This is a genomic window from Providencia sp. wls1943 (assembly GCF_009706275.1).
GTDB classification, from domain to species: domain Bacteria; phylum Pseudomonadota; class Gammaproteobacteria; order Enterobacterales; family Enterobacteriaceae; genus Providencia; species Providencia zhijiangensis.
On sequence record NZ_WLTU01000007.1, the window covers coordinates 239,764 to 265,564 of the forward strand.

General features: G+C 43.1%; 19 protein-coding genes, 1 pseudogene and 1 other annotated feature. Of the genes and pseudogenes, 10 read left to right on the top strand and 10 right to left on the bottom strand.

Annotation, left to right across the window (positions count from 1 at the left end):
- Positions 1-36 precede the first annotated feature (36 nt).
- A complete protein-coding gene (gene cysB, locus GKR48_RS03240) occupies positions 37-1,011 on the bottom strand; it encodes an HTH-type transcriptional regulator CysB (protein WP_154626965.1) in 975 nt (324 codons plus the stop codon).
- A 289-nt stretch (positions 1,012-1,300) separates the two neighbouring features.
- On the opposite strand from cysB, the gene GKR48_RS03245 reads away from it, so the two are divergent.
- On the top strand, positions 1,301-3,334 hold the full coding sequence (locus GKR48_RS03245) for a M13-type metalloendopeptidase (RefSeq protein ID WP_154626967.1): 2,034 nt from the start codon (positions 1,301-1,303) through the stop codon (positions 3,332-3,334).
- Positions 3,335-3,519: 185 nt separating this feature from the next.
- Here GKR48_RS03245 and sodC read toward each other — a convergent pair whose 3' ends face one another.
- Both sodC and topA read right to left on the bottom strand, forming a co-directional pair.
- A complete protein-coding gene (gene sodC / locus GKR48_RS03250) occupies positions 3,520-4,053 on the bottom strand; it encodes a superoxide dismutase family protein (RefSeq protein WP_154626969.1) in 534 nt (177 codons plus the stop codon).
- Positions 4,054-4,435: 382 nt separating this feature from the next.
- Entirely contained in the window at positions 4,436-7,054 is a 2,619-nt protein-coding gene (topA, locus tag GKR48_RS03255; RefSeq protein WP_154626971.1) for a type I DNA topoisomerase, read from the bottom strand.
- A gap of 287 nt (positions 7,055-7,341) precedes the next feature.
- Here topA and GKR48_RS03260 point away from each other — a divergent pair, with 287 nt between their 5' ends.
- The gene (locus tag GKR48_RS03260) at positions 7,342-7,599 is read left to right on the top strand and encodes a DUF2498 family protein (protein WP_154603744.1); all 258 of its coding nucleotides are present in this window, start codon (positions 7,342-7,344) and stop codon (positions 7,597-7,599) included.
- Positions 7,600-7,694: 95 nt separating this feature from the next.
- Here GKR48_RS03260 and sohB read toward each other — a convergent pair whose 3' ends face one another.
- Entirely contained in the window at positions 7,695-8,741 is a 1,047-nt protein-coding gene (gene sohB / locus GKR48_RS03265) for a protease SohB (protein WP_336431109.1), read from the bottom strand.
- 178 nt (positions 8,742-8,919) lie between these two features.
- Between sohB and GKR48_RS03270 the strand changes: the two genes are divergently transcribed.
- Together GKR48_RS03270 and cobO are read left to right on the top strand one after the other, a co-directional pair.
- Entirely contained in the window at positions 8,920-9,681 is a 762-nt protein-coding gene (locus GKR48_RS03270) for a YciK family oxidoreductase (RefSeq protein WP_154626972.1), read from the top strand.
- Between the two features lie 23 nt (positions 9,682-9,704).
- Positions 9,705-10,295 carry a cob(I)yrinic acid a,c-diamide adenosyltransferase gene (cobO, locus tag GKR48_RS03275; protein ID WP_154603742.1) on the top strand — a complete coding sequence of 197 codons (591 nt, stop codon included), beginning with the start codon at positions 9,705-9,707 and terminating at the stop codon, positions 10,293-10,295.
- A 32-nt stretch (positions 10,296-10,327) separates the two neighbouring features.
- Here cobO and GKR48_RS03280 read toward each other — a convergent pair whose 3' ends face one another.
- The 4 genes from GKR48_RS03280 to rnm form a co-directional block, all read right to left on the bottom strand.
- A complete protein-coding gene (locus GKR48_RS03280) occupies positions 10,328-11,242 on the bottom strand; it encodes a hypothetical protein (RefSeq protein ID WP_154626974.1) in 915 nt (304 codons plus the stop codon).
- Positions 11,243-11,701: 459 nt separating this feature from the next.
- Positions 11,702-12,619: a 23S rRNA pseudouridine(2605) synthase RluB gene (rluB, locus tag GKR48_RS03285; RefSeq protein ID WP_036956541.1), complete on the bottom strand. Its 918-nt coding sequence runs from the start codon at positions 12,617-12,619 to the stop codon at positions 11,702-11,704.
- Between the two features lie 196 nt (positions 12,620-12,815).
- Complete coding sequence (locus GKR48_RS03290) at positions 12,816-13,436, bottom strand: L-threonylcarbamoyladenylate synthase (protein ID WP_036956539.1); 621 nt, start codon at positions 13,434-13,436, stop codon at positions 12,816-12,818.
- 260 nt (positions 13,437-13,696) lie between these two features.
- On the bottom strand, positions 13,697-14,563 hold the full coding sequence (gene rnm / locus GKR48_RS03295; protein ID WP_154626976.1) for an RNase RNM: 867 nt from the start codon (positions 14,561-14,563) through the stop codon (positions 13,697-13,699).
- Positions 14,564-14,752: 189 nt separating this feature from the next.
- Positions 14,753-14,854, top strand: a sequence feature (Trp leader region).
- A gap of 26 nt (positions 14,855-14,880) precedes the next feature.
- Between rnm and GKR48_RS03300 the strand changes: the two genes are divergently transcribed.
- The 5 genes and pseudogenes from GKR48_RS03300 to trpA all read left to right on the top strand — a co-directional run bounded on the left by GKR48_RS03300 (position 14,881) and on the right by trpA (position 21,514).
- A complete protein-coding gene (locus tag GKR48_RS03300) occupies positions 14,881-16,455 on the top strand; it encodes an anthranilate synthase component 1 (RefSeq protein WP_154626978.1) in 1,575 nt (524 codons plus the stop codon).
- A pseudogene (gene trpD / locus GKR48_RS17855) lies at positions 16,455-18,085 on the top strand (bifunctional anthranilate synthase glutamate amidotransferase component TrpG/anthranilate phosphoribosyltransferase TrpD). Before GKR48_RS03300 ends, trpD begins: the two are co-directional and overlap by 1 nt.
- A 1-nt stretch (position 18,086) precedes the next feature.
- Positions 18,087-19,463, top strand: coding sequence for a bifunctional indole-3-glycerol-phosphate synthase TrpC/phosphoribosylanthranilate isomerase TrpF (gene trpCF / locus GKR48_RS03315; RefSeq protein ID WP_154626982.1), 1,377 nt, complete (start codon positions 18,087-18,089; stop codon positions 19,461-19,463).
- Between the two features lie 54 nt (positions 19,464-19,517).
- Positions 19,518-20,708, top strand: coding sequence for a tryptophan synthase subunit beta (trpB, locus tag GKR48_RS03320; protein WP_154603735.1), 1,191 nt, complete (start codon positions 19,518-19,520; stop codon positions 20,706-20,708).
- Positions 20,708-21,514 carry a tryptophan synthase subunit alpha gene (gene trpA, locus GKR48_RS03325; protein ID WP_154626984.1) on the top strand — a complete coding sequence of 269 codons (807 nt, stop codon included), beginning with the start codon at positions 20,708-20,710 and terminating at the stop codon, positions 21,512-21,514. The genes trpB and trpA overlap by 1 nt, the downstream gene beginning before the upstream one ends.
- Before the next feature lie 398 nt (positions 21,515-21,912).
- On the opposite strand, the gene ompW is transcribed toward trpA, so the two are convergent.
- On the bottom strand, positions 21,913-22,560 hold the full coding sequence (gene ompW, locus GKR48_RS03330; protein WP_154626986.1) for an outer membrane protein OmpW: 648 nt from the start codon (positions 22,558-22,560) through the stop codon (positions 21,913-21,915).
- Between the two features lie 406 nt (positions 22,561-22,966).
- Here ompW and GKR48_RS03335 point away from each other — a divergent pair, with 406 nt between their 5' ends.
- The gene (locus GKR48_RS03335) at positions 22,967-23,722 is read left to right on the top strand and encodes a YciC family protein (RefSeq protein ID WP_154603733.1); all 756 of its coding nucleotides are present in this window, start codon (positions 22,967-22,969) and stop codon (positions 23,720-23,722) included.
- 77 nt (positions 23,723-23,799) lie between these two features.
- Here GKR48_RS03335 and GKR48_RS03340 read toward each other — a convergent pair whose 3' ends face one another.
- On the bottom strand, positions 23,800-25,554 hold the full coding sequence (locus GKR48_RS03340; protein WP_154626988.1) for a SulP family inorganic anion transporter: 1,755 nt from the start codon (positions 25,552-25,554) through the stop codon (positions 23,800-23,802).
- Between the last annotated feature and the right edge of the window lie 247 nt (positions 25,555-25,801).

Genomic DNA, 25,801 nt, shown 5'->3' on the forward strand with positions numbered 1-25,801 from the left:
TCCTCATAATCATTTCCTCTATAGATTTTGTGCCAATTAAAGAATAGGAAGCTCAATTTCTTTGAAATATTCTTCAATATCTTCGTTGTTACGCAAGGCAATGGCTTTATCCACCACATCACGCGTGAGATGCGGGGCAAAACGCCAAATAAAATCATACATATAGCTGCGCAGGAAACTGGTGCGTTTAAAACCGATTTTTGTGGTGCTGTAGCTAAACTTATCGCGCATATCGATAACCACGAGATCTTTATCCACCTCAGGATCTACCGCCATACTGGCGATAATACCAATCCCTAAACCGAGCTTCACATAGGTCTTGATCACATCCGCATCTGTGGCAGTGAAAATAATTTTGGGTTCTAAGCCCACTTTTTGGAATGCGACATCCAGCTCTGAACGCCCAGTAAACCCGTGGGTGTACGTCACAATTTGGTATTCTGCAATATCCTCAATCGTAACGTTCTTTTTCTCGGTCAGAGGGTGCCCTTTAGGGACAATCACACAACGGTTCCAGTGGTAGCATGGCAACATAATAAGGTCGCTGTACAGATGGAGCGCTTCTGTCGCGATAGCAAAATCACTATTCCCTTTGCAAACTTCTTCCGCGATTTGGGTTGGCGAGCCTTGCTGCATATGCAAGGAAACATGAGGATAACGTTCAATAAAGGTTTTAATCACCGGTGGTAAGGCATAACGGGCTTGGGTATGCGTCGTGGCGATTTTTAAACTACCGCGATCAGGAATGGTATGCTCACCGGCGACAGAGCGGATGGCCTCAATTTTGGAGAGCACTTCACGGGAAATGCGTACGACTTCCTCACCGGCTGGAGTCACGTGAGTCAGATGCTTACCACTACGCGCAAAAATTTGAATGCCTAGCTCATCTTCCAACATTCTGACTTGTTTACTGATCCCCGGTTGGGAAGTAAATAACCCTTCTGCTGTCGATGAAACATTCAGGTCGTGATTAACCACTTCAACAATATATCGCAGTTGCTGTAACTTCATACTCACTCCACCTCTTACAGGAAATCATTTCTGCTATAGCTAAAAAACATTACATATAACAAAAAGTAATATTGTTTAATATATATATAACCAATATAACATCAAACTAATGAGAATAAACAGTATGATGATATTATTTCATCTTGCTGTGAAAAAAAGATGGCGCCCAAGTAAGGTATTGCAAAGTCAGATTATTTTTTTCTTCGACTATGCTTGAATAATTAGCATACGAATTTTATTTCCATTTTTGCGGTGAGCATCCTATTTAGACTACAGAGAGGTTATCTAGATGCGTATAAAAGTTTTAGCCATGATGGTCGGTTTATCAACCCTATCCTTTGCGCCTCACTTATTAGCGAAAGAGCTATCTTACGGTCAGCAAAAAATCGTGTTATCTGACACCATCGTACCGGGTAATGATTTTTACCAGTACGTTAACCATGATTGGATTAATAAAGCGAAAATCCCAACAGGTATGCCACGAATTAACTCTTTCGTGGATTTGTATTTAAGTACCGAAAAGCAAACTCAATCTATTATCGATGAATTAAAGCAAGCCCCAGAGAGCAGCTTGGATCATAATCAGAAAAATATTCGTAACTTATATTTGAGCTATTTGGATGAGGCTAGCATTGAAAAAGCGGGTTTAACGCCAATCAAATCCGACTTAGCGGCTATTGCAAACGCCAAAGATCATAATGATATTAGCCGTCTGATGACGCTGCCGGGTTATACCTCCGTGCTCTCTTATTGGGTGGATTTAGACGCCAAGGCGCCAGATACGTATATTCTGTATCTTGGTCAAGGTGGGCTGGGGTTACCTAATCGTAATTACTACCTTGACGATACCCCGCAAATGAAAGAGATCCGCAAAAACTACATTGCGTATATTGCGACTATCTTGAAATTAGCCGGCGAAAAAGACGTTAAGAAAAAAGCACAACAGATCTTCGACCTTGAAAAATCCATTGCTGAAGTACATTGGAGCCCAGAAGCTCGCCGTGACACCATCAAAAATTATCACCCTATGACCCTCGCTGAAATGAAGAAATTTACCGATGGTTTTGCGTGGGATAGCTTTATTCAGCACTGGAAGTTAACCGATCAGCAACTGGCGAAAGTGGTGGTTGAGAATGATACCGCGGTAGAAAAAACGGCACAGATTTTTGCCAAAACCCCGGTTTCAGTCTTGAAAGATTACCTAACGTTCCAGTACGTGAACGACCATGCCAGTTATCTGACCAAAACCTTATCTGATGCACGCTTTGATTTTTATTCGAAAAAACTCAATGGCGTTGAAAAACAGCGGACTCGTCAAGAACGTGCACTTCAAACAGTCAATTCACTGCAAGGTGAGCCTCTCGGACAGATTTATGTAGAGAAATATTTCAATCCACAATCTAAAGAAAAAATCCAAGATTTAGTCAGTTATGTGCGCGGTACCTTTAATGCACGCCTGAAAGATAATGATTGGATGGATGAACCCACCCGCCAAGAAGCGCTGAAAAAATTAGAGCAGTTTACGGTTAAAGTCGGCTACCCTGATAAATGGAATGATTTTAGTAGCGTTAATTTGAAACCAAATACGTTGATGGATAACTATAAGCAAATGGAAGCGTGGTCATATAACGATGCCATGAGCAAAATTGGTCAACCTGTCCGCAAATGGGAATGGGGTATGACGCCACAAACCATCAATGCGTATTTCAATCCAGTGCAAAATGAAATTGTGTTCCCTGCGGCTATTTTACAAGCACCATTCTTCGACCCAAATGTGGATCCTGCTTATAACTACGGTGCCATCGGGGCAGTAATCGGTCATGAAATGGGCCACGGTTTTGATGACCAAGGCAGCTTATATGATGGTACAGGTCAACTACGCAATTGGTGGAGCGACAGCGCCAAAGAGCATTTTAAAGAGAAAACGGCCAAGTTGGTGGATCAATATAATGGCTTTGCCGTCGATGGCCAGAAAGTGAATGGCGAGTTAACCCTAGGAGAGAATATTGGGGATTTAGGTGGCTTAAATATCGCGCTAAGCGCCTATAAGCAATTTGCTAAAGAGAACTACCCAAATGGCGAGCCACCTATTATTGATGGCATGACCGGTTTGCAGCGTTTCTTTATTTCATGGGCCAGAACCTGGCAGGAGTTGTCGAATAAGGAATCCGAACGCAACAAGATCCTCACCGATCCACACAGTCCAAATCAGTTCCGCGCTAATGGCGTCGTCCGTAATATCGATGATTGGTACACCACCTTCGGCGTTGATAAGGATAATGCCCTATACCTCGCACCAGAAAAACGCATTAAGATTTGGTGATGGTTGAGTCGGTAAGATAACGTTGAAAAGCCTCTTGGATAAGAGGCTTTTTTATGACCTATCATATTGCCGTTCCTTCTAAATAATTCGTGCTGTAGCAAGGCGGCAAATGAGCTAATCCCTAGGAGCATACACAAGTATGTGACTAGGGTTAGCGAGTGTAGCCAACACAGCTACAGTGCGAATTATGACGAAGGAATGATGCCGCAGGCCATTCTAGCCCCCCCACCGCCAAGAACCTCTGGATGGTCTGAATAATTATCCCCGCCCGCATGCACCATTAGCGCGCGGTTTTGGACATCTTTCAAGGATTTTAATTTTGGCGCTAGCACGCTGTAGGTGGCATTACCTTGGCTATCAACCACTAAACCCGGTAAATCTCCGAGGTGGCCTGTTTTGTCATAAGGTCCTTTGTGAATCCCTGTTTTGGCTGGATCTAAATGTCCGCCCGCTTTTAATGCTGGTACGGTTTTACCGTCTTTTTCACCCGGTTCGCAACTTGGGTTCTCATGTACATGGAAACCATGCACGCCACCCGCTTGCAGCCCAGAGAGTTTAGGTGTGAAGAGTAATCCGTATTCAGTTTCAGAAATCACCACTTCGCCAATGGCTTTGCCCTCACCTTTGGCGGTTGCTTCTTTCAGCTCTACCGTGGTTTGTGCCGCATACGCTGCGCTAGTTGTGAATAGTGCCGCTAATAAACATAATTTGAACTTCATACTGCCTCCAGTCATTCACTGTGATTATTATCCTTAAGCTAAACGTTAGCATAATAAATGAATGAAAATGGGCGATTGCTGCTTTTGTTATGTGAGAGCTATCGAATTATGAACAAAAAAAGAGCCCTGAGGGCTCTTCTATAATGATTGCGGCTTTGGCTTTGAATAACTCCAAAGCTGTTATTCTAAATAATTCGCGTTAGAACAAGGCGGCGGTTAGCACCAGAGTCATCCTGAATATAATCAATAGTATTTATTCAAAATAATTTGTGCTGCAGCAAGGCGACAATCGAGCTAATCCCTAGGAGCATACACAAGTATGTGACTAGGGTTAGCGAGTGCTGCCAACGCCGCTACGGTGCAAAGTATGAAGAACAAAAAACTATTCTTTGGCTTTCCAAACACCATCAACATAAAAAGCACTCCACCCCGTCGCCTTGCCATCTTTCTCGGACGAAACATATTGCTGTTTTGTCTTGCGGCTAAAGCGAACTACTGTTGGGTTACCTTCTTCGTCTTGTGCTGGTGCTTCCGCTAAGTACGCTAATTTTTCCGGTAATCTGTCTTTAAATCGTTGCAGCTCTGCCACTAATGGCGCACGTGTTTCCCTTGATTTCGGGAAGGTGTTTGCGGCAAGGAATACGCCAGCAGCACCATCACGTAAAACAAAATAGGCATCCGACTTTTCACACGGTAATTCTGGTAACGGTACTGGGTCTTCTTTCGGTGGTGCAATTTCACCACTTTTTAAGATCTTGCGGGTATTTTTACACTCTTCGTTGGTGCAACCCATGTATTTCCCAAAACGTCCCATTTTCAGGTGCATTTCAGAACCACATTTATCACACTCAATCACCGGACCATCGTAACCTTTGATGCGGAACTCGCCTTCTTCGATTTCATAGCCTTCACATGCTGGGTTGTTACCACATACATGCAATTTACGACCATTATCAATCAGGTAGCTGTCCATCGCAGTGCCACATTTTGGACAACGACGTTTTGCTCTTAAGGCGTTAGTTTCTGCATCGTCACCTTCGAGGATGTTTAATACTTCATCTTCAGGGATCAGATTGATGGTTTTCTTGCAGCGCTCTTTTGGTGGCAATGCATAGCCAGAGCAGCCTAAGAATACCCCTGTGGATGCGGTACGAATTCCCATATGACGTTCACAGTCAGGACAGATAATCGAGGTGATCACCATTGGGTTGGTACGCATGCCGCCTTCTTCCGGATCTTTTTCTGCGACATCAAGCTGCTTGCTGAAGTCAGAGAAAAATTCATCCAACACCGCTTTCCACTCTGCTTCATGATTCGCAACGTGGTCCAGCTGGTTTTCCATGCGAGCGGTGAAGTCGTAGTTCATCAGGTCGTTAAAGTTTTCTTCTAAACGGTCTGTAACGATTTCACCCATTTTTTCCGCATAGAAGCGGCGATTTTCCACTTTTACATAGCCACGATCTTGGATCGTTGAAATGATTGCCGCATACGTTGATGGGCGGCCAATGCCACGTTTTTCTAATTCTTTAACCAAAGAAGCTTCACTAAAGCGCGCTGGTGGCTTAGTAAAGTGCTGGCTTGGCAGTAATTCCAGCAGTGATAATTCAGCACCTACTTGAATCGCAGGTAATGTTTTATCTTCATCATTTTTACGCAGTGCTGGCATGACTCTTGTCCAACCATCAAAACGTAACGTACGGCCTTTGGCTTTTAATTCGAAATCTCCCGCTTTCACCGTTAATGTGGTGGAGTCGTATTTTGCTGGGGTCATTTGACACGCAACAAATTGATTCCAAATTAACTGGTAGAGGCGCTTAGCGTCGTTTTCCATGTCTTTCAGTGAATCTGGTAATACATCAACACTGGATGGGCGAATAGCTTCGTGCGCTTCTTGAGAGTTATCTTTACTGGTATAAACGTTGGCGTCTTTTGGTAGATACTGTGCGCCAAAGTTATCGGAAATATAACCACGTACCATGTTCACCGCATCTTGGCTCAAGTTCGTTGAGTCCGTACGCATATAAGTGATGTAACCTGCTTCATATAAGCGCTGAGCCATCATCATGGTTTTCTTCACACCAAAGCTTAAGCGAGTACTCGCCGCTTGTTGGAGTGTCGACGTGATAAACGGTGCGCTTGGTTTACTGGACGTTGGTTTATCTTCACGATCAATGACTTGATAACGTGCTTTTTCCAGTAATTTAACCGCAGCTTCCGTTTGGACTTTATTAACAGGTTTAAAGGCTTTCCCCGCTTGGGAAGTCACTTCTAAACGTAAGTTAACGGCGTTTTTATCCGCTAAATCCGCATGGAGCTCCCAATATTCTTCAGGAACAAACGCTTTAATTTCACGTTCACGCTCAACAATAAGTCTTACTGCTACGGACTGTACGCGTCCAGCAGATAATCCGCGCGCCACTTTTTTCCATAATAATGGAGAGACCATATACCCAACAACACGGTCCATAAAGCGACGAGCTTGCTGAGCATTAACACGGTCGATATTCAATTCGCCCGGGCTTTCAAATGCTTGAGTAATTGCATTTTTAGTGATTTCGTTAAACACCACTCGGCTAAAACGAGAATCATCACCACCGATCACTTCGCGTAAATGCCACGCAATCGCTTCCCCTTCGCGGTCAAGGTCCGTCGCGAGGTAGACGTGGTCAGCATCTTCGGCTAACGCTTTTAATTCAGAAACCACTTTTTCCTTACCCGGCAGAATTTGATAATTCGCCTTCCAACCATGATAAGGGTCGATCCCCATGCGTTTAACTAACGCTTCTTGCGGATCCTTTTTAACTTTCTTTGTTTTGTCTGTCTTTGCTTTATCGGTAGATGAGCCTGTACTCTTTGGTGAGCCGGATTGTGAACCAGAGCCGCTTTTCGGCAGATCACGAATGTGGCCAACGCTGCTTTTTACAACGTAGCCACTGCCAAGATACTTATTGATCGTTTTGGCTTTTGCCGGGGACTCCACTATAACAAGAGCTTTACCCATATTTACCTTTACCTACTATCAACGAAGGCGCATTTTTCTATTCAAATGCGCAAAATGAGAATCTCTTTTTTATATTGCGACACAATCACAATATATCAATATTTTTTCGCACAATAATTTGTAACGAAACGAATTTTATCCATCAGCCACATTATTTTGTAAAACATACAAATTGCTCTAGTTGACTGATTTTAACCACATAATGCAGTTTAGCCGCATTGAAAAACACACACTGTACCTGATAAAATGCTAGAAGCAACCAATTATTTTTTCAAGAGAGGCATTCTATGAACAATGAGATTCAAACTATTTCAAAGCAAGAACTGCTTGAAAAAGCCAACGAAATCATCAAAAACCACGATGAGTACCTTGATGGCATGTTCGTGGATAATGTCGAGCAACATCGCGATGTTTTAGTTTTCAAAGGCGAATTCTTCCTTGATGAAAACGGGATCCCATCCCTAAAAAGTCCAGCCGCTTTTAATATGTATAAGCATTTGGCACACCTATTTTCTGATAAGTACCGACTGCAAGAATCAGAATAGTTATAAAAAAATACCGGCTTTCGTAGCCGGTATTTTTAAGGGTAGTTCAACATAAATATTGTGTCATGAATATTCAGTGAACATTATTGGCTTTTTTATAAAAGCGGCTTTTGCCCACGCTGCCACCAGCGTAATAATAGCTTATCCGCACTCTCTGCCGCACTACTGGTAAAGCGATCTACCATTTTCTTGCTCATCACAAAACGGATGCTGATAATTTCTTTGGTTTCGATTGCGTTGATGATCAAATCATCACTAACACCAATTTGGTCAACTAGCCCTTTCTCTAGCGCTTGCGTTCCATACCAATATTCGCCTGTTGCCACCGCTGCAATATCAAGAGATGGGCGATTTTGATGAACAAAATCTTTAAACAGTTCGTGAGTTGAATTCAAGTCTTCAACAAATTTCTTACGCCCCTGCTCTGTATTTTCGCCAAGCATCGTCAGAGTACGTTTATATTCCCCTGCGGTGTGCAATTCCACATCCACATCGTGCTTTTTCAATAAGCGATGAATATTCGGAACCTGAGCCACAACACCAATAGAGCCTATAATAGAAAACGGTGCCGCAACGATTTTATTCGCGATACACGCCATCATATAACCGCCACTTGCCGCAACTTTATCAACTGCAATCGTTAGCGGAATGTTTTTCTCTTTCAATCGCATTAACTGAGAAGCTGCTAAGCCATAGCCATGGACTAAACCACCTGGGCTTTCTAAACGTAGTAAAACTTCATCTTGTTGATCAGCAACTGCCAGAATTGCACTGATTTCTTCGCGTAAAGAGCTAACTTCACGAGCATCCATGCTACCTTTAAAGTCTAATACATATAAGCAAGGCTTTTTAACGGCAGTTTGCCCCATTTTTGCCCCTGTTTTTTCATTTTTAGACTTGGCTTTTTCCTGCTTTTTAAATGCCTTTGACCACGCTTTTTGCTCAGAATCATTCATTTTGATCTGCTGCATTTGACGTTGGCGCTCACGGTAACTTTCACCTAGGTCAGTAATTTTTAACGCGCCTTTACTTCCTTGACGTCTCATACCTACGCCAAATACAAATACTGCAATCACAGCAATGGCGACTACAATGGTGACCACTTTTGCTAAAAACAGTCCGTACAAAGAGAAATACTCCACAAGTTGATCCTTCTAATATTTAACGCTAATAAAAAAATGATCGCATGATTGTTCATAAACAACCAGTAAAAAAACTGTTATCAATAACCACAGACATGAAACAAATGTGGTAAATTGCCCTCCCGTGCAATCTACGCGATGATAACCTTCAACGCGACTCATGACGATAGGAAAAATTATGCTTCATTATCAGCCTAGACAAGATCTTTTAAAGGGTAAAACTATCTTAATTACTGGCGCTACCGACGGGATTGGTCAAGAAGCAGCGTTAACGTATGCACGCTTTGGCGCCGCCGTCATTTTATTAGGCCGTAACCCGCAAAAATTAGACGCGGTGAAACAGCAAATTATTGACTCTACCCGCGCATCCGTAGAAACCTATGTAATTGATTTACTGACTGCGACAGAGAAAACCTGCCAAGTTATCGCTGACGATATTGCAAAACAACACCCTTATTTAGATGGTGTATTACATAGCGCTGGCTTGCTAGGAAATATCGCGCCTATCAGCAAGCAACCCACCCAACTCTGGCATGACGTTATGCAAGTTAACGTCAATGCGGGCTTTATGCTCACACAAACATTACTTCCTTTACTAGAAAAGGCTCCTCGCGCATCGTTGATTTTCACCAGTTCAAGTGTCGGTAAACAAGGGCGCGCTAATTGGGGCGTTTATGCCGTCTCTAAATTTGCCACCGAAGGCTTAATGCAAGTCTTAGCCGATGAGTATCAAGGCACTGGATTACGTATTAACTGTATTAACCCAGGACGCACTCGTACCGCTATGCGTGCAGGCGCTGCCCCCGGTGAAGATCCAATGACCTTAAAAACACCTGCCGATATTATGCCGACTTATCTATACTTAATGGGTGATGATAGCGCCGAGCAAACAGGAACCAGCGTGGACGCTCAGCCCAATTTAAAACCGATCAAAGCTTAAAATCAACTGTAACGGAGCAAACCATGAGCCAAGACCGACACGAAGAACGCCAACAACGTTTAAAGCAAAAAGTGGATGAGCGAATTGAAGCCGCCCAGCTGGAGCGCGGGATCCTGATTGTCTTCACTGGCAATGGAAAAGGAAAAACGACGGCAGCATTTGGCACCGCTTGTCGCGCTGTCGGTCATGGCAAAAAAGTGGCGGTTGTCCAGTTTATTAAAGGTGGTTGGGACAATGGCGAACGCAATCTTTTAGAGCCTCACGGCGTCCCCTTTTATGTAATGTCCACAGGGTTTACTTGGGAAACGCAAAACAAGCAGACTGACACACAAGCTTGCCTTGAAACTTGGCAGCATGCAGTGGAATTATTGCAAGACCCTCAATATGACTTGGTGATCCTAGACGAGCTAACCTACATGGTCAGTTACCATTATCTTCCTCTTGCTGAAGTAATGAATGCATTAAGTTGCCGCCCTGAAAATCAATCCGTCATTATTACGGGTAGAGGGTGCCACCGTGATCTATTGGATTTTGCCGATACGGTGACAGAAATGCGCCCTGTTAAACATGCCTTTGATGCGGGGATCAAAGCGCAAAAAGGGATTGATTGGTAGCCTTTGGCAACATACTCGTTAGCTGCCACAGGCTATTTCGGTGCCACATCCAGTTTTAAAACCCCAGCACTAAAAATAGCGGTAGTTTGCGACAAGAATTGCAAATATTTTTGTCGCTCTTCAAGACAATTATCCCCAGTTTCCCATTGGCTATAGAGCTCCGCCATATTCAATACGGCTACATGGTACTGATTATAAAAGTTCTGTTTTTTTTCTGGATCAGAGGATGCTCGGTAATCTTGAATCAGTGTATTCACTTTCATCGCGTACTGCTGGATTTGCTGATCTTCAAAAACAGGGAGTGTGACAAAATAGTCAAATGTTAAACTCACCGTATTGTTTTGTACGGGTTCATTTTGACGCACAACCAGTTGCGTCATTTGCTTATCATCCGAAGAAATCGCCGTAATTAATTCTGAATAAGAGAAACACTTTGTTTTTATTTTACTTACTGTCGTTAGCGAATTTAATTCATCAGGGATCCGTGTTCCGATCGGGTAATCACAGTTGAATACGTTATTATCAATAATGAAATCATCACTACTCTCAATTCTCCCTTTTACTCGATAATCACCAACAGTTAATTCCTGTATGGTTTTATTATGAATAGAAGGAATTCCATTATTACCGTATACAAAGCTATAAGAATAATAAAGATGCTTTTGGGGATTTAATATCCCCCCTTTATTACCAGGGTAAACCATAAAATAAATGTGCTGACCTTCTTCGGTTGTCATGGAATGCAAGCCTTGTTTTAAATGTAGGCTACCCACTGATACTTTCGGGATCACCATCAGTTTATTATCAATAAAAAAAGAATAATTTTCCGACGAGTCATTACTAAAAAAGAAGCGCCCACTCTCTGAAGTATGTGGTTGATAAACATCACAACTTGTTATGCCAAAACTCAATAGTGCTACATATTTCGCCGACTTTGCACATAACATAAACATTAAAACCTTTTATTGTTTCATTATGATAAAAATAGATTAGATGGATGAGTTGTACAATATAAAAGCCTCATAATGTGACAGATACCTTATAAACTCTTAATTGGCGTATTTTAAGTTTTAAATATCAAAATAACAAAGAAGTAAAAGTAATAAGTGGAATAACCCAGCCTGTTTTTACTTTATCGTTTTCTAGTCAAAAAAAGATAACCAATAAATAATAATTTAAGATTAGGATAGTTTATTTATATTATTGGAAATGATTGTTTGATTTTAAGTCAATTTTTCGATAACAAACCAATTGCTAGATAAATGAAAATTGAATGAATTAATAATTGAAGTGTTCAAAAAGAGTAGCAGATTATTTCGCTATTCTATTTAACTGAAACAAAAATAAAAAAGGCTATGGCAAATACCATAACCTTTATTTTTAACCATTCGAATAACGTTATACGATTAGATTCGAGTACGACGTTTAGCCGTTGGGCGTGAAGTTTGGCGCTTCGCAGCTGGACGAGATGCCACTTGAGTGTGACGTTTCACAGCACGGCGAATTTGGTTAGCTTTGATGCGGCGCTGATCACGCTCAACAGACACTTTACTTTCTGTTTCAACATCCAGTTCAACTAACTCTCTTAAATAGTTAGTTTGCTCTAAACCTAATTCAGTCCAACCACCACGCGGTAAACCTTTCGGTAAATCAATATCTCCGTACCGAACACGGATCAGGCGGCTCACTTGCACACCAACAGATTCCCATAGACGACGAACTTCACGGTTACGACCTTCAGTTAAGGTGACGTTATACCATTGGTTCATCCCTTCACCACCGCGATACGACACAGTTTTAAAGGATGCCGGACCATCTTCTAATTGTACGCCAGTGGTTAACTGACGAATTTTTGCATCCGTGATTTCACCAAATACACGTACTGCGTATTCGCGTTCCACTTCACGGCTTGGGTGCATTAAGCGGTTAGCTAATTCACCATCGGTTGTAAATAACAATAAACCACTGGTGTTCACATCTAGACGCCCTACAGCAATCCAACGAGCCCCAGTCAGTTTTGGTAAACGGTTAAATACCGTTGGGCGACCTTCAGGATCATGGCGCGTGCACAATTCCCCTTCCGGTTTGTAGTATGCCATCACGCGGCAAATTTCTTTTTCTGGCTCTTTTATCGCTAAGACACGACCATCAAGACGAATTTTTGTGGAGGCTTTGACTTCAACACGGTCACCCAATGTTGCCATTTTGCCATCAACACTAATGCGGCCTTCTTTCAATAGGCCTTCGATTTCTCGGCGGGAGCCATGCCCTGAACGGGCAAGAATTTTTTGTAACTTTTCAGTTTGTTGCGGTTTAGAACTCATGAGATCCTCAACTGTCGCCTTCACAGGCGTCAAATAGCTTTTTGCACGATTAAAACACGCCTCACTCAATTAACAAGTCTTGCGTCATCGGCAAAAAGTGATGAATTTGAAAACCTGCGCATTATACACAGGTTTATTGTGATCCCCTATGACTAATCGTCTTTCCTGAAAGAATGCACCTTCAAGGAAGACTGGCTTATTCAAATGGGGTTGGGTCGCCAGTTCCGACACGGGCGACAACTGGTGTGTCGTCGGTAAAATCAATGACTGTGGTTGGTTTTTGCCCGATGTAACCACCGTGGATCACTAAATCCACTTGTTTATCCAGTAAGTCACGGATCTCTTCTGGATCAGATTGGGTAAAATCATCTCCCGGTAAAATCAAGCTAGTGGACATTAATGGCTCACCCACCGCTTCTAACAGGTCGCGGGCAATAGGGTTTGATGGTACGCGTAACCCAATGGTTTTACGCTTTTCATTCATCAAACGACGAGGCACTTCTTTGGTAGCTTTTAAAATAAAGGTGTAATTACCCGGTGTATTGTTTTTGATTAAACGAAATACGGTGTTATCCACATGGGCATAATTAGAGATTTCGGATAGATCACGGCACATCAAGGTAAAGTTATGGTTCGCATCCAATTTTCGGATACGGCAAATACGTTCTAGGGCATTTTTATCTTCTAAACGACAACCAATGGCATAACCTGAATCTGTTGGGTAGACGACAACACCGCCTTTATTCAGGATCTCAACGCTTTGGCTTATCAGCCTTGCCTGAGGGTTGTCCGGATGGATATAAAAAAACTGGCTCATAGTGACCTCTATAGTTGAGTATCGACAGCATCATCCGGTGAACGACCTAAAAATGGCACTATCTATCTATTTCCTACAAAACAAAACGACTCTTATAAAACACAACGGCGCTTATAAGACACAACAGTCACAATATTACCCTTATCAAATAATATTGTGACTCAACAAAATAATTCATATACAGATTATTTTACACCCAAACCGTGATCCATCAACGAATTAGGTAATATTCTTACAAACTAGAGGATTTTAGCTGCCCGTCAATTCACTTTATCCCAGAGGGTCCAAACGGCTTGCTCATCATCAGGGAGCCATAAATTCCGCCCTAACTCAATCCACGAACAAGGACGATGGAAGTCTGATCCAACAGAGGTTTTCAAGTTAGCCTCTTGCGCCAATTCCCCTAAAAATCGCTTCTCATTCGCCGGTTGCTGGCAATGAGAAATTTCCATCGCATCCCCTTGGCAGGCTTTAAAGTGATCGATCAGGCGTCTTAACCATTTATTCGATAATTGATATTTTGATGGATGCGCCAGAACCGCGACACCGCCAGATTGATGAATGGCATCCACGGCTTCTTGAATGCTGCACCACTGAGCAGGCACATAGCCGGTTTTTCCTTTTGCCAGATAGCGCTTAAACACATTATTGATGGTTTTCTCTTTGCCAATTTTAACAATATACTGCGCAAAATGCGCACGTGTGACCTGTCCACCACCTGAAATCGCTTGAGCATTTTCCCACGCATCGTCAATTCCCGCCTTTTGCAAGCGACGACCTATCTCAATTCCGCGTTCTAGGCGACGTTGTGATTGTTGCGAGAGTAATGCATCCATCGCAGGATGGCTCGGTGAAAAATTCAACCCAACAATATGAATTTCAATATTTTCCCACAGGGTAGAAATTTCAACCCCGTTAACTAATGTTAATGGGCGTGAATTATCAGCAAGATACGCTTTGGCGGCGATTAAACCATCACAAGTATCATGATCCGTGATTGATAAAATATTCACACCCATTGCTATCGCACGTTCGACTAACTCAGCGGGAGGTAGCTCTCCATCTGATGCATTCGTATGGCTATGTAAGTCATAGCGAGTCATTATTGGCGTCGAATCTTGCGACATATTGTTACCTTCTCCCTTTTCGACTTAACGAAAATTAAAAATAAATACAAACAGCTATTGACATCAATCGCGCGATCCAGTTTACTAGTACGCAAGATTGCACTGTATTCAAAAGAATTAGTATTCAAAAGCATTTAAAACTTAATTTGTTTATCCAGTGAGGCATGTATGACTGTTTTCAATTTATCAAATCGTTGGTGGCGCGACTTCCCAAATTGGGCGGAAGCCGCACGCGCATAAATTGTTAATGCCTCAGTGCCGAACCCGCCCTCAACCAGCGGGTTTTTTTACGTCTAAAATTAGCTTAAGGCAGCAAAATGAACAAACAAAACACCACATTAGCACATTTTAATCATCTGGATAGCCCAATTAACTATCAACCTGATCCTACGTTGTTATTTAATCACCTGTGCCAGAATAAAGCCGCTACCATGCTGTTAGAGTCGGCTGAAGTCAACAACAAAGCCAATTTACAAAGCCTATTAATCATCGATAGCGCATTACGCATCCGTGCATTTGGTCAACGGGTTGAAATTGAAGCCTTAACTGAAAATGGCCAAGCCCTATTACCTTTAATTCATGCGCAATTAGCCGAAAAAGCGATTTCTCGCGATTTAACCACAAATCATCTGACCGTCAACTTTGCTCAACCCGAAAGCCAATTAGATGAAGATAGCCGTTTAAAAAGCGCATCATGTTTGGATGTATTACGCGCATTGCCTGCACTGGCTCAAGCCCACTTCCCGAGACCCGAAATCCTGTTTATGGGCGGATTATTTGCCTATGACTTAGTGGCAAATTTTGAAGCATTACCAGAAGTCGCAGCCACAAACCAATGCCCTGATTTCTGCTTTTTCGTCGCTGAACACTATTTAGTGATAGACCATCAAAACCAAGCCGCGCGCTTAAAAAGCCTGTTATTTACAGCCGATACCCACATCGTCGAACAAGTAAAACAACGCCACAGCGACATTATCGTTGCGTGCCGCCCTTACTTACCCGCATTACCTCTGGGTGAACAAGACAACTTCAGCGTCACTATCAATAAAAACGATGAAGAATATGGGCGTGTAGTCAATACATTAAAAGAAGCCATCTACCGCGGTGATATTTTCCAAGTCGTCCCATCACGCAAATTCAGTATGCCATGTGCGCAGCCGCTGATTGCCTATCAAAAACTTAAAGCGCAAAACCCAAGCCCGTACATGTTCTATATGCAAGACAACGATTTCACCCTGTTCGGTGCTTCACCAGAGAGCGCCTTGAAATACAGCAAACAAACTCGCGTGGTGGAAATCTACCCAATTGCAGGTACCCGCCCTCGTGGTCGCAATGCGCAAGGAAATATCGACTTAGATTTAGATAGCCGCATTGAACTGGCTATGCGTACCGATGAAAAAGAGCTTGCCGAACACATCATGCTGGTGGACTTAGCCCGTAATGATTTAGCACGAATTTGTGAAGCAGGCAGCCGCTATGTTGCCAACCTGACCAAAGTTGACCGCTACTCTTTTGTAATGCACTTAGTTTCCCATGTTGTTGGCACTTTACGCAGCGATTTAGATGTTTTCCATGCTTATCAAGCCTGTATGAATATGGGGACATTAACCGGCGCGCCGAAAGTTAAAGCGATGCAACTGATCGCAGAATGTGAAAAAGAGCGCAGAGGCTCTTACGGCGGCGCTGTGGGTTACTTTAATGGTAAAGGCGACTTTGATACTTGCATCGTTATTCGTTCCGCGTATGTCGAAAACGGCATTGCCACCGTTCAAGCTGGCGGAGGTGTTGTCCTCGACTCTTCTCCACAAGGTGAAGCCGACGAAACTCGTAATAAAGCCCGCGCAGTGATCCGCGCCATTGCCCAAGCCCACCAAGTTGAGGAGTTATTTTAATGGCTAATATCTTACTACTCGATAATGTCGACTCCTTCACCTACAACTTGGTCGACCAATTACGTGCTGGTGGTCACCACGTGGTGATCTACCGCAACACCGTTAATGCGGCACATGTTTTATCCGTATTGAATCAACTCGATGATGCGATTTTAGTCCTTTCACCAGGCCCTGGAAAACCCAGTGACGCGGGCTGTATGCCGGAAGTACTTAAGTCGGTAATAGGCACCATTCCTGTGATTGGCATCTGCTTGGGGCATCAAGCCATTGTTGAAGCTTATGGCGGAACAGTCTCCCCTGCGGGTGAAATTTTACACGGCAAAGCATCAATGGCGACCCACGATGAACAAGCCATGTTTACCGGCTTAGAAAACCCTATTTCAGTGGCTCGCTATCACTCTTTAGTGGGTAGCCAAATCCCTGAATCATTAACTATTTGCGCACAATCCAATGGCATGGTCATGGCGGTACGCAATGATGAACAGCGAGTGTGTGGATTCCAGTTTCACCCCGAATCCATCTTAACCACCCAAGGAAAATTGTTGTTAGAAAATACGGTGGCATGGGCGCTTTCTTCCCCCAACAAAACAACATCACATTCGCACTAATGGGACACAGAGAGCCAATCATGCAAAACATTTACGATAAATTATTTAAGGCGCAAGCGTTAACTCAACAAGAGAGCCAATATTTATTTAACGCAATTATTCAAGGTGAACTCACTGAGCCCCAACTTGCTGCCGTCTTGATCAGCATGAAAATGCGCGGAGAACAACCGCAAGAAATTGCCGGTGCAGCACTGGCATGCTTAGAAAATGCCCAACCTTTCCCACGCCCTGACTATCAATTTAGTGATATTGTCGGCACAGGGGGAGACGGCGCCAACAGTATTAATATTTCCACCGCCAGCGCCTTTGTGGCGGCAGAATGCGGGATCAAAGTCGCGAAACACGGCAACCGCAGCGTTTCCAGTCGTTCAGGTTCATCGGATCTGCTCGCCGCCTTTGGCATTGCTTTAGATTTAAGCGCTCAAAGTGCCCGTGATGCGTTAGACGAATTAGACTTATGTTTCTTATTTGCGCCGCAATATCACAGTGGATTCCGCCATGCCGCGCCTGTGCGTAGCCAATTAAAAACCCGTACTTTATTTAATGTTCTGGGCCCATTAATTAACCCAGCTCGCCCACCGTTAGCATTAGTGGGCGTCTATCAAGATTCATTGGTTGAACCGGTAGCAAAAACCATGCAAATGCTTGGGTTTACCCGCGCTGCTGTGGTACATAGTGGAGGGATGGATGAAGTTTCACTTCATGCACCAACCCATGTCGCCGAGTTAAAAAATGGTGAGGTTCAGCAATATACTCTGACAGCTGAAGATTTTGGCTTAGCGCCTTATCAGCTGAAAGATTTGGAAGGCGGTACCCCAGATGAAAACCGTTTTCTACTGACACAATTATTACAAGGTCATGGTCAAGCGGCTCATGAAGCTGCTGTCGCCGCAAATGTCGCCATGTTGTTACGCATTAATGGCTACGAAGATTTAAAAGAAAACAGCGAGCACGCACTCAATATTATTCGTAGCGGTAAAGCATTTGACCGCGTTCTAGCACTAGCTGCAAGGGAGCACTAAGATGAAAGGCACTGTATTACAAAAGATTGTGGATGATAAATTTGCCTATTTAGTAGAGCGCAAACAGCGTCAACCGCTGGCAAGTTTTCAATCTGAAGTGCAACCTGCGCAACGAAATTTCTACTCAGCCTTACAAGCGAAGCGCCCTGTGTTTATTTTAGAGTGCAAAAAAGCTTCTCCATCCAAGGGGCTTATCCGTGAAGATTTCGATCCTGCCGTGATTGCGGGCATGTATGCCCCTTATGCTTCTGCGATTTCAGTTTTAACTGACGAAAAATATTTTCAAGGCAAAATGGATTATTTGACCATCGTCAGCAATACCGTGAAACAACCCGTTCTGTGCAAAGATTTCATCGTTGACCCTTATCAGATTTACCTTGCTCGCTATTACCAGGCGGATGCCATTTTATTAATGCTGTCCGTATTAAATGATGAACAATACCTTGCCCTTGCCGATGTTGCACACCAACTGAATATGGGCGTACTCACTGAGGTGAGCAACGACGAAGAGCTGGAGCGTGCGATAGTATTGAAAGCCAAAGTGGTTGGGATCAACAACCGCGACCTGCGCGATATGTCCATCGATTTAAATCGTACTCGTCAACTCGCACCGCGTTTACCCGCAGGAACCGTGGTGATCAGCGAATCGGGTATTCTTCAACATCAACATATTCAAAGCCTTTCGGATGTCGCCAACGGTTTCTTAATCGGTAGCGCCTTGATGGAGCAAGCGGATTTACCACAAGCACTGCGTAACCTGCTGATTGGTGAACATAAAGTATGTGGTTTAACCCGAGAGCAAGATGCGAAAGCTGCATTTGCCGCAGGAGCCAATTTTGGTGGACTGATTTTCGCTGAAAAATCCCCCCGTAAAGTGACGCTGTCACAGGCAAAGCAAATTATTCATGCTGCACCACTTAAATTTGTGGGCGTTTTCCGTAATCAATCCGCGGATTTTGTAGCACATATTGCCCAACAATTGGCGCTACATGCAGTTCAACTCCATGGCGATGAAGATAATACTTACATGGCACAATTACGTGAAATGTTGCCCGCTCACTGCCACATTTGGAAAGCACTGAATATGGCTGATAGCCAGATCGCCGATTATGACCCTGAGTTAATTGATTTACTGGTATTAGACAACGGCGCTGGTGGCACAGGAAAAACCTTTGATTGGTCATCAATACCCACAAATAGCGGCTACAAACTGATGGTGGCTGGCGGACTTAACCCTGAAAACTGCCAGCAAGCGGCCGAACTCGTCTGCAATGGGCTTGATTTTAACTCTGGCATTGAAATCGAACCGGGTATTAAATCCGAACAAAAATTAAACCAAGTCTTTGATGCATTGAAATCAGCCCGTATGGCGATTTAGCACAAAGCCATATTAATCATACTGAACATATAAACTTAAAATGGATAATAAAGAATGAGCAAATTAGATCCCTATTTCGGTGAGTTTGGTGGGCAATATGTCCCAGAAATTTTGATCCCAGCATTGAACCAGCTAGAAGATGCCTTTATTGACGCACAAAATGACCCTGCGTTCCTAACTGAATTCCATGACCTACTTAAAAACTATGCAGGTCGTCCAACGGCATTAACCCTGTGCCGCAACCTGACAGCCGGTACTAAAACTAAGCTTTATTTAAAGCGCGAAGATTTACTTCACGGTGGCGCGCACAAAACCAACCAGGTGTTGGGTCAAGCATTACTCGCCAAACGTATGGGTAAAAATGAAATTATTGCTGAAACGGGTGCAGGTCAGCACGGTGTCGCTACCGCCCTTGCTTGCGCCTTATTAAATATGAAGTGCCGTATCTACATGGGTGCAAAGGACGTTGAACGCCAATCTCCGAACGTGTTCCGCATGAAGCTCATGGGCGCCGAAGTGATCCCAGTGCATAGCGGCTCAGCTACCCTAAAAGATGCCTGTAACGAAGCGCTAAGAGACTGGTCTGGCAGTTATGAAACCGCACACTATTTATTAGGCACGGCGGCGGGTCCTCACCCATATCCGACCATTGTGCGTGAATTTCAGCGCATGATCGGTGATGAAGCAAAACAGCAAATTTTAGATAAAGAAGGTCGCCTACCGGATGCGGTGATCGCCTGTATTGGTGGCGGTTCCAATGCTATCGGTATGTTCGCGTCATTTATTCCTGAAGAAAGCGTCGGGTTAATTGGGGTTGAGCCTGCCGGTCACGGTATTGAATCAGGGCAACACGGCGCCCCATTAAAACATGGTCGTGTTGGGATTTATTTCGGCATGAAATCCCCAATGATGCAGACCTCTGAGGGGCAGATTGAAGAATCTTATTCCATTTCAGCGGGATTAGATTTTCCATCTGTGGGGCCTCAACATGCGCACTTAAACAGTATTGGTCGTGCGGAATATGTTTCGATTACCGATGATGAAGCGCTAAACGCCTTTAAATTGCTGTCACGCAAAGAAGGGATTATTCCTGCATTAGAGTCATCTCATGCACTGGCTTACGCCCTCAAAATGGCAGAACAAAATCCAAATAAAGAGCAGTTGTTAATTGTCAATTTATCCGGTCGTGGTGATAAAGACATTTTTACGGTACATGATATTTTGACCAGCAAAGGGGAAATCTAATGACGCGTTATACTCAACTTTTTCAGCGTTTAAACCAACAAAATCAAGGCGCTTTTGTTCCCTTTGTCACGTTAGGCGATCCTGATGCTGAGATTTCTTTAAAAATTGTCGATGCGTTAATTGCAGGTGGTGCGGATGCTTTAGAGATAGGCATCCCCTTCTCTGACCCGTTAGCGGATGGCCCGACAATTCAAAATGCCAATTTACGTGCCTTTAAAAGCGATATCACACCGACGTTATGCTTTGAATTATTAGCGCGTATTCGTGCCAAACACCCCGATATGCCGATAGGCTTACTGGTATACGCTAACTTGGTTTTCACCAATGGTATCGACCATTTTTACCAACGTTGCCAACAGGCTGGCGTAGATTCCGTTTTAGTTGCCGATGTGCCAATGCGTGAATCAAAGCCGTTCCGTGAATCAGCCATCGCCCACGGCATCGCCCCTATCTTTATTTGCCCACCGAATGGGGATGACGCACTGCTAAAAGAGATAGGAGAACATAGCCAAGGTTATACGTATTTACTCTCTCGAGCTGGCGTCACTGGCACAGAGCAGCGAGCGCAAATGCCATTAACCCATTTAGTGAGCAAATTAACTCAATATGGCGCAGCGCCCGCGCTTCAAGGATTTGGTATTTCAGAGCCTGCTCAAGTGGCTGAGGCAATTCGTAATGGGGCTGCGGGGGCAATATCAGGTTCCGCTGTGGTAAAAATCATTGAAAATAACCTACAACGTCCACAAGAGATGCTCAGTAAATTAACGGAGTTTGTGGCAAATATGAAAGCCGCCACACAAAAATAGTCACCTTAATTTATTTTCTTCATTGCGTCAGAAAGCCATCCATATTTTGATGGCTTTTTTTATTTCAAATAGCCGTTAACGCATTCAATTGTTTCTATCAAAATTCCACTTCACAGATAATATTTAAAATATATTAGGTAAAGTCATTCAGACTAATTTAGTTTAAATATCTATCTTGATATTTAATTATAGAATTAAATTTGCACTCTGATTATTAGTCTTTTTTGGTGTTGTGAAATTAATGTTAAATAAAATATAAGTAATTTAACATTGCACGCTCTATTCGTTATATTCTTTCTTCTCTAAAAACGAAAAATCCGGGAATATATTCCCGGATTTCTTTACTGCTTTCTAATCCATTAGCTAGCAAGAATAAACTTGCTGAAGTCCTTGAGAAATTAGAAGCGGTAACCCACACCAAACATAAATACAAATGGGTCTAAACGAGTATCAACTTTAACTCGGTCTTCACCAGCTTTGAATTTAACGTCAGTGTCAATATTCATCCACCAAACAGAGGCGTTTAACATCCAGTTTTCATCAAGCATGTAGTCCATACCGGCTTGCGCTGCAAAGCCCCAAGAGCTTGACAGGTCTAGGTCAGACAGACCCGCAGCTTTACCAGTACTATTGAATTTCTCATCAAAGAAGAAAGTATAGTTAAGACCTGCACCTAAATAAGGACGCAGTTTATCTTCTTTGCCACCAAAGTAATATTGAGCCATCAGAGTTGGTGGCAAGTGTTTAACTGTTGCGATATTTCCTGTTGGACCAGTGCCAACTTTATGCTCAAACGGAGTTGCTGCTAATAATTCCACACCAATATTATCGGTGATCATATAACCGAAAGTTAAACCTAATTGGGTATTATTATTTGCATCAAAATGGCCTAAATTAGCATTGCCTAGTTTAACATCATCCCCGCCAACATTTGGTCTTACAGTTGCCGTACCTGCACGGAATAAAAAGTCGCCAGCTTCATGAGCAAATGAAGCTGCTGGAGCTAAAGTTGCAGCAGCCAATACAAGCGCAGTGAGTTTTTTCATTGTCAATCCCATTCCTATGTTTATTATTTAGCAAAATATAGCCTATTCTTAAATTTAATATTCAAATCAAGATCACATCTTTTGCTAATTTATATATTTCGTAATAAAGCTGAGTTTATTATTCCATTACTGGTTTTTTCTATTTTGATTTGAATCAATTTTCATGAAATAACTATTAAAATAAGAAATGATTTTATATTAATGGCTAATTAAATCGCGATTTAAATATATATTTAAAATACACCTTTAGGATTATTCTTTATTAATAGAGACACACCCATTTATTGAGTAGCGCACCTATTTAGGCTAACTCCCAGACTTTTCTTATCTTTCTCTACCTATACGTCCGATACTCAGTTACAATCACCGTCAAATTTTTATTCCGTTTGTAGATAGGAGCAGTTACATGTCCATTTCGGCCAACTCACTCTTTCGTGACAGCATCAACTTTTTTAAAAACCAGTTGAATGGCCTCTTCACCATTGTGTTAATCGCCACCGCAATCAGCGTGATTGTCTACGCAATGTTAATTCCTAATGAACGGATGATTGGCGTGTTACTTGAAGCGCAGAACCAGCTACTTGAAGCGGGTAATGCAGGGTTACAGAATTGGGTACTGAACTTACCTGAAGACGAGAAAAACAGCATTCTGCGTGTGTCTATGGGCTTGATTTTATCCGTAGCATTGGGAAGTTTGGTACTGATGTGCGGCGTGCTTTCTTATATCGCCAATTTATCTCGTGGTGAAGCTGTGAACGGGACTCAAGCACTGGTTTCATCATTACCTAAAGCCCCTGCGATGTTCCTACTGCTAATTATCTGTTCGTTATTAATTCAGCTGGGTATCACCCTGATGGTACTTCCTGGTCTGATTTTGGCGATTGGCTTTTCTCTTGCCCCTGCCATTTTAATGAATGAAAAAGTGAATCCATTTAATGCCATGGGCAGAAGCTGGAAGCTGGCGTTTGCCAATTGGCGTATCGCTGCCCCAATGATTTTAATTTGGATGGCAACGCAAATGTTAGTGAGTATGCTGTTAAGCAGCCTGCAACTGAATCATATTGTGGTCAATGGTATTTCATTCCTGATCAACAACATGATTGCCGCTTTTGCCTTAATTTACTTTTTCCGTTTATATATGCTGAGCAGCAAAAACGCATAAATATAGACAGATTTAATGATCTAAAAAGGGCATCTCTTCAAAGTGACGCCCTTTTGTTTTTCATTCTATCGAAACCATTACTCTGACAATTTATTATCGACGATTCCTTCCTCACTCTCCTTGCGTTCTTCAACACTTTTTTGCTGAATATGCTGCTTACTTTGGATCAAGCGGATAGCGAAATAGATATCTGGCACCACCAATAAATCATCATCAGAACGGCTAATTTTATTTTGTGATAACCAACGGTTTAGGGATGTTCTTCGCCCAGCCAACACCAGCGTTACCCCTTTCGCTTTTAATGACGTCACAAGCTCGTTAAGTGCAGAGAAGACGCTCACGTCGTTATGGGTGAAGCTAACGGCGGCATCCACAATGACCCACGCCGGACGTTTACGCTGGCTATCGATATGCTTGTTTAAGCGATCTTTAAAATAGTTCACATTGAAATAAGTCAACGGTGAGTTAAAACGATAAATCAGAACCCCTTCAACCGCCTGAATATCATTATCAGGGTTCATAGAATGCAACATGCCCTGTTCATCAACCCCTAATAATTGATCTGTTGGGCGGAATATCACCCGCAAAAATTGCAGCAAACCTAATAACACGGCAAAGCCCACGCCGCTGATCAAGCCGACCACAAGCACCGCGCAAAGTGTGAAAACGCATAAGAAAAAGGCTTGTCGGTTACGTTTACGCATTGCATAAATGCTGCGAAAGCTAATCAGTGAAAACGTCGAGACCACTAGCACCATCCCTAATGCGGGCATCGGAATATAACCCAGCAGATCCATTGAAAACAGCAACACCACCAAAATAGTGAGCGCAGCAATGACCGATACCATCTGCGTTTTGCCGCCCATCATATCGTTTACAGCAGTTCGGCTACTGGCCGCACTTACCGCAAATCCTTGAGATAATGCAGACGCGATATTCGCCATGCCTAAGGCGCGCAGCTCTTGGTCTGCATCCACGGTATAACCATTTTTGCTGGCAAAGCTTCGCGCCGTCATCATAAAGCTCACAAAGCTGATCACCGCTAAGTTTAAAGATGGCGTCACCAAATCCCGCAATAAGCCGGGGTTAAAATCCGGTGCTGCTATCGAGGGTAATCCATTACCCAGATTACCGACGGTACTAATGCCATATTGCTCAAGATTGAAAATAATGCTGGCGCTCGTTGCCAAGACCATCGCAATTAACAGTGAAGGCCATTTACTGCGTACCCGTTTGATGGTCATCGTCACCGTTAGCGTTAATACCGCCACCGTTAATGTCGGAATATGGGTTTCTGGTAGCGCAAGCGGTAATGCCACTAAACGCTCGATAAACCCAGATGGAAGCGAATCAATACCAAAAATTTTCCCTAGCTGACTAACAATAATGGTCAGTGCGACCCCATTTAATAACCCTTGTAAAATCGGTCCGGATAAAAAATCGGCAAACATTCCCAGACGAAAACGTGCCGCAATCAAGCACCATATTCCCGTCATTAAGCTCATTACAATGATTAATTGCCAACGGGTATTTTCATCCCCCATCGCTAAAGGCGCAACGGCAGCGGCAATCACCGCACAGGTTGCCGCATCCGGTCCAATGATTAATTGTTTAGAGGTGCCAAACAATGCATACATCAGCATCGGTAAAATACAGGCATATAGCCCGACAATGGCATTGATCCCCATGAGTTCAGCATAAGCAATTGCCACAGGCAGCGCCACGGCGGCGACCGACAGCCCCGCTTTCACATCCGGCCCCAAGTTCGTCAATTGATATTGACTAAAGGTTTGTAAACCGGGCATCAGATTAAATAATCGCGCCTTTATCATGGAAAAAATCTCTAAAAATTAATCAGTTAATTTCTTACGTAGACTATTTATATCCGAACTATTAAAGTTTATCTAGGACTAAGTCAAATAAGGGTAAAATAGTGCAAATTTGATTGGTTTACAGGCTTAATTCTTGGTAAAAGAGAGCAAACTTTTAACAATCTGCGCAAAATCAGTTAAACTACGCCACTACGTTTAAGTTGACTCTGTTTGAATTGACTCCATTTAAGCTGATTATGTTCACGTT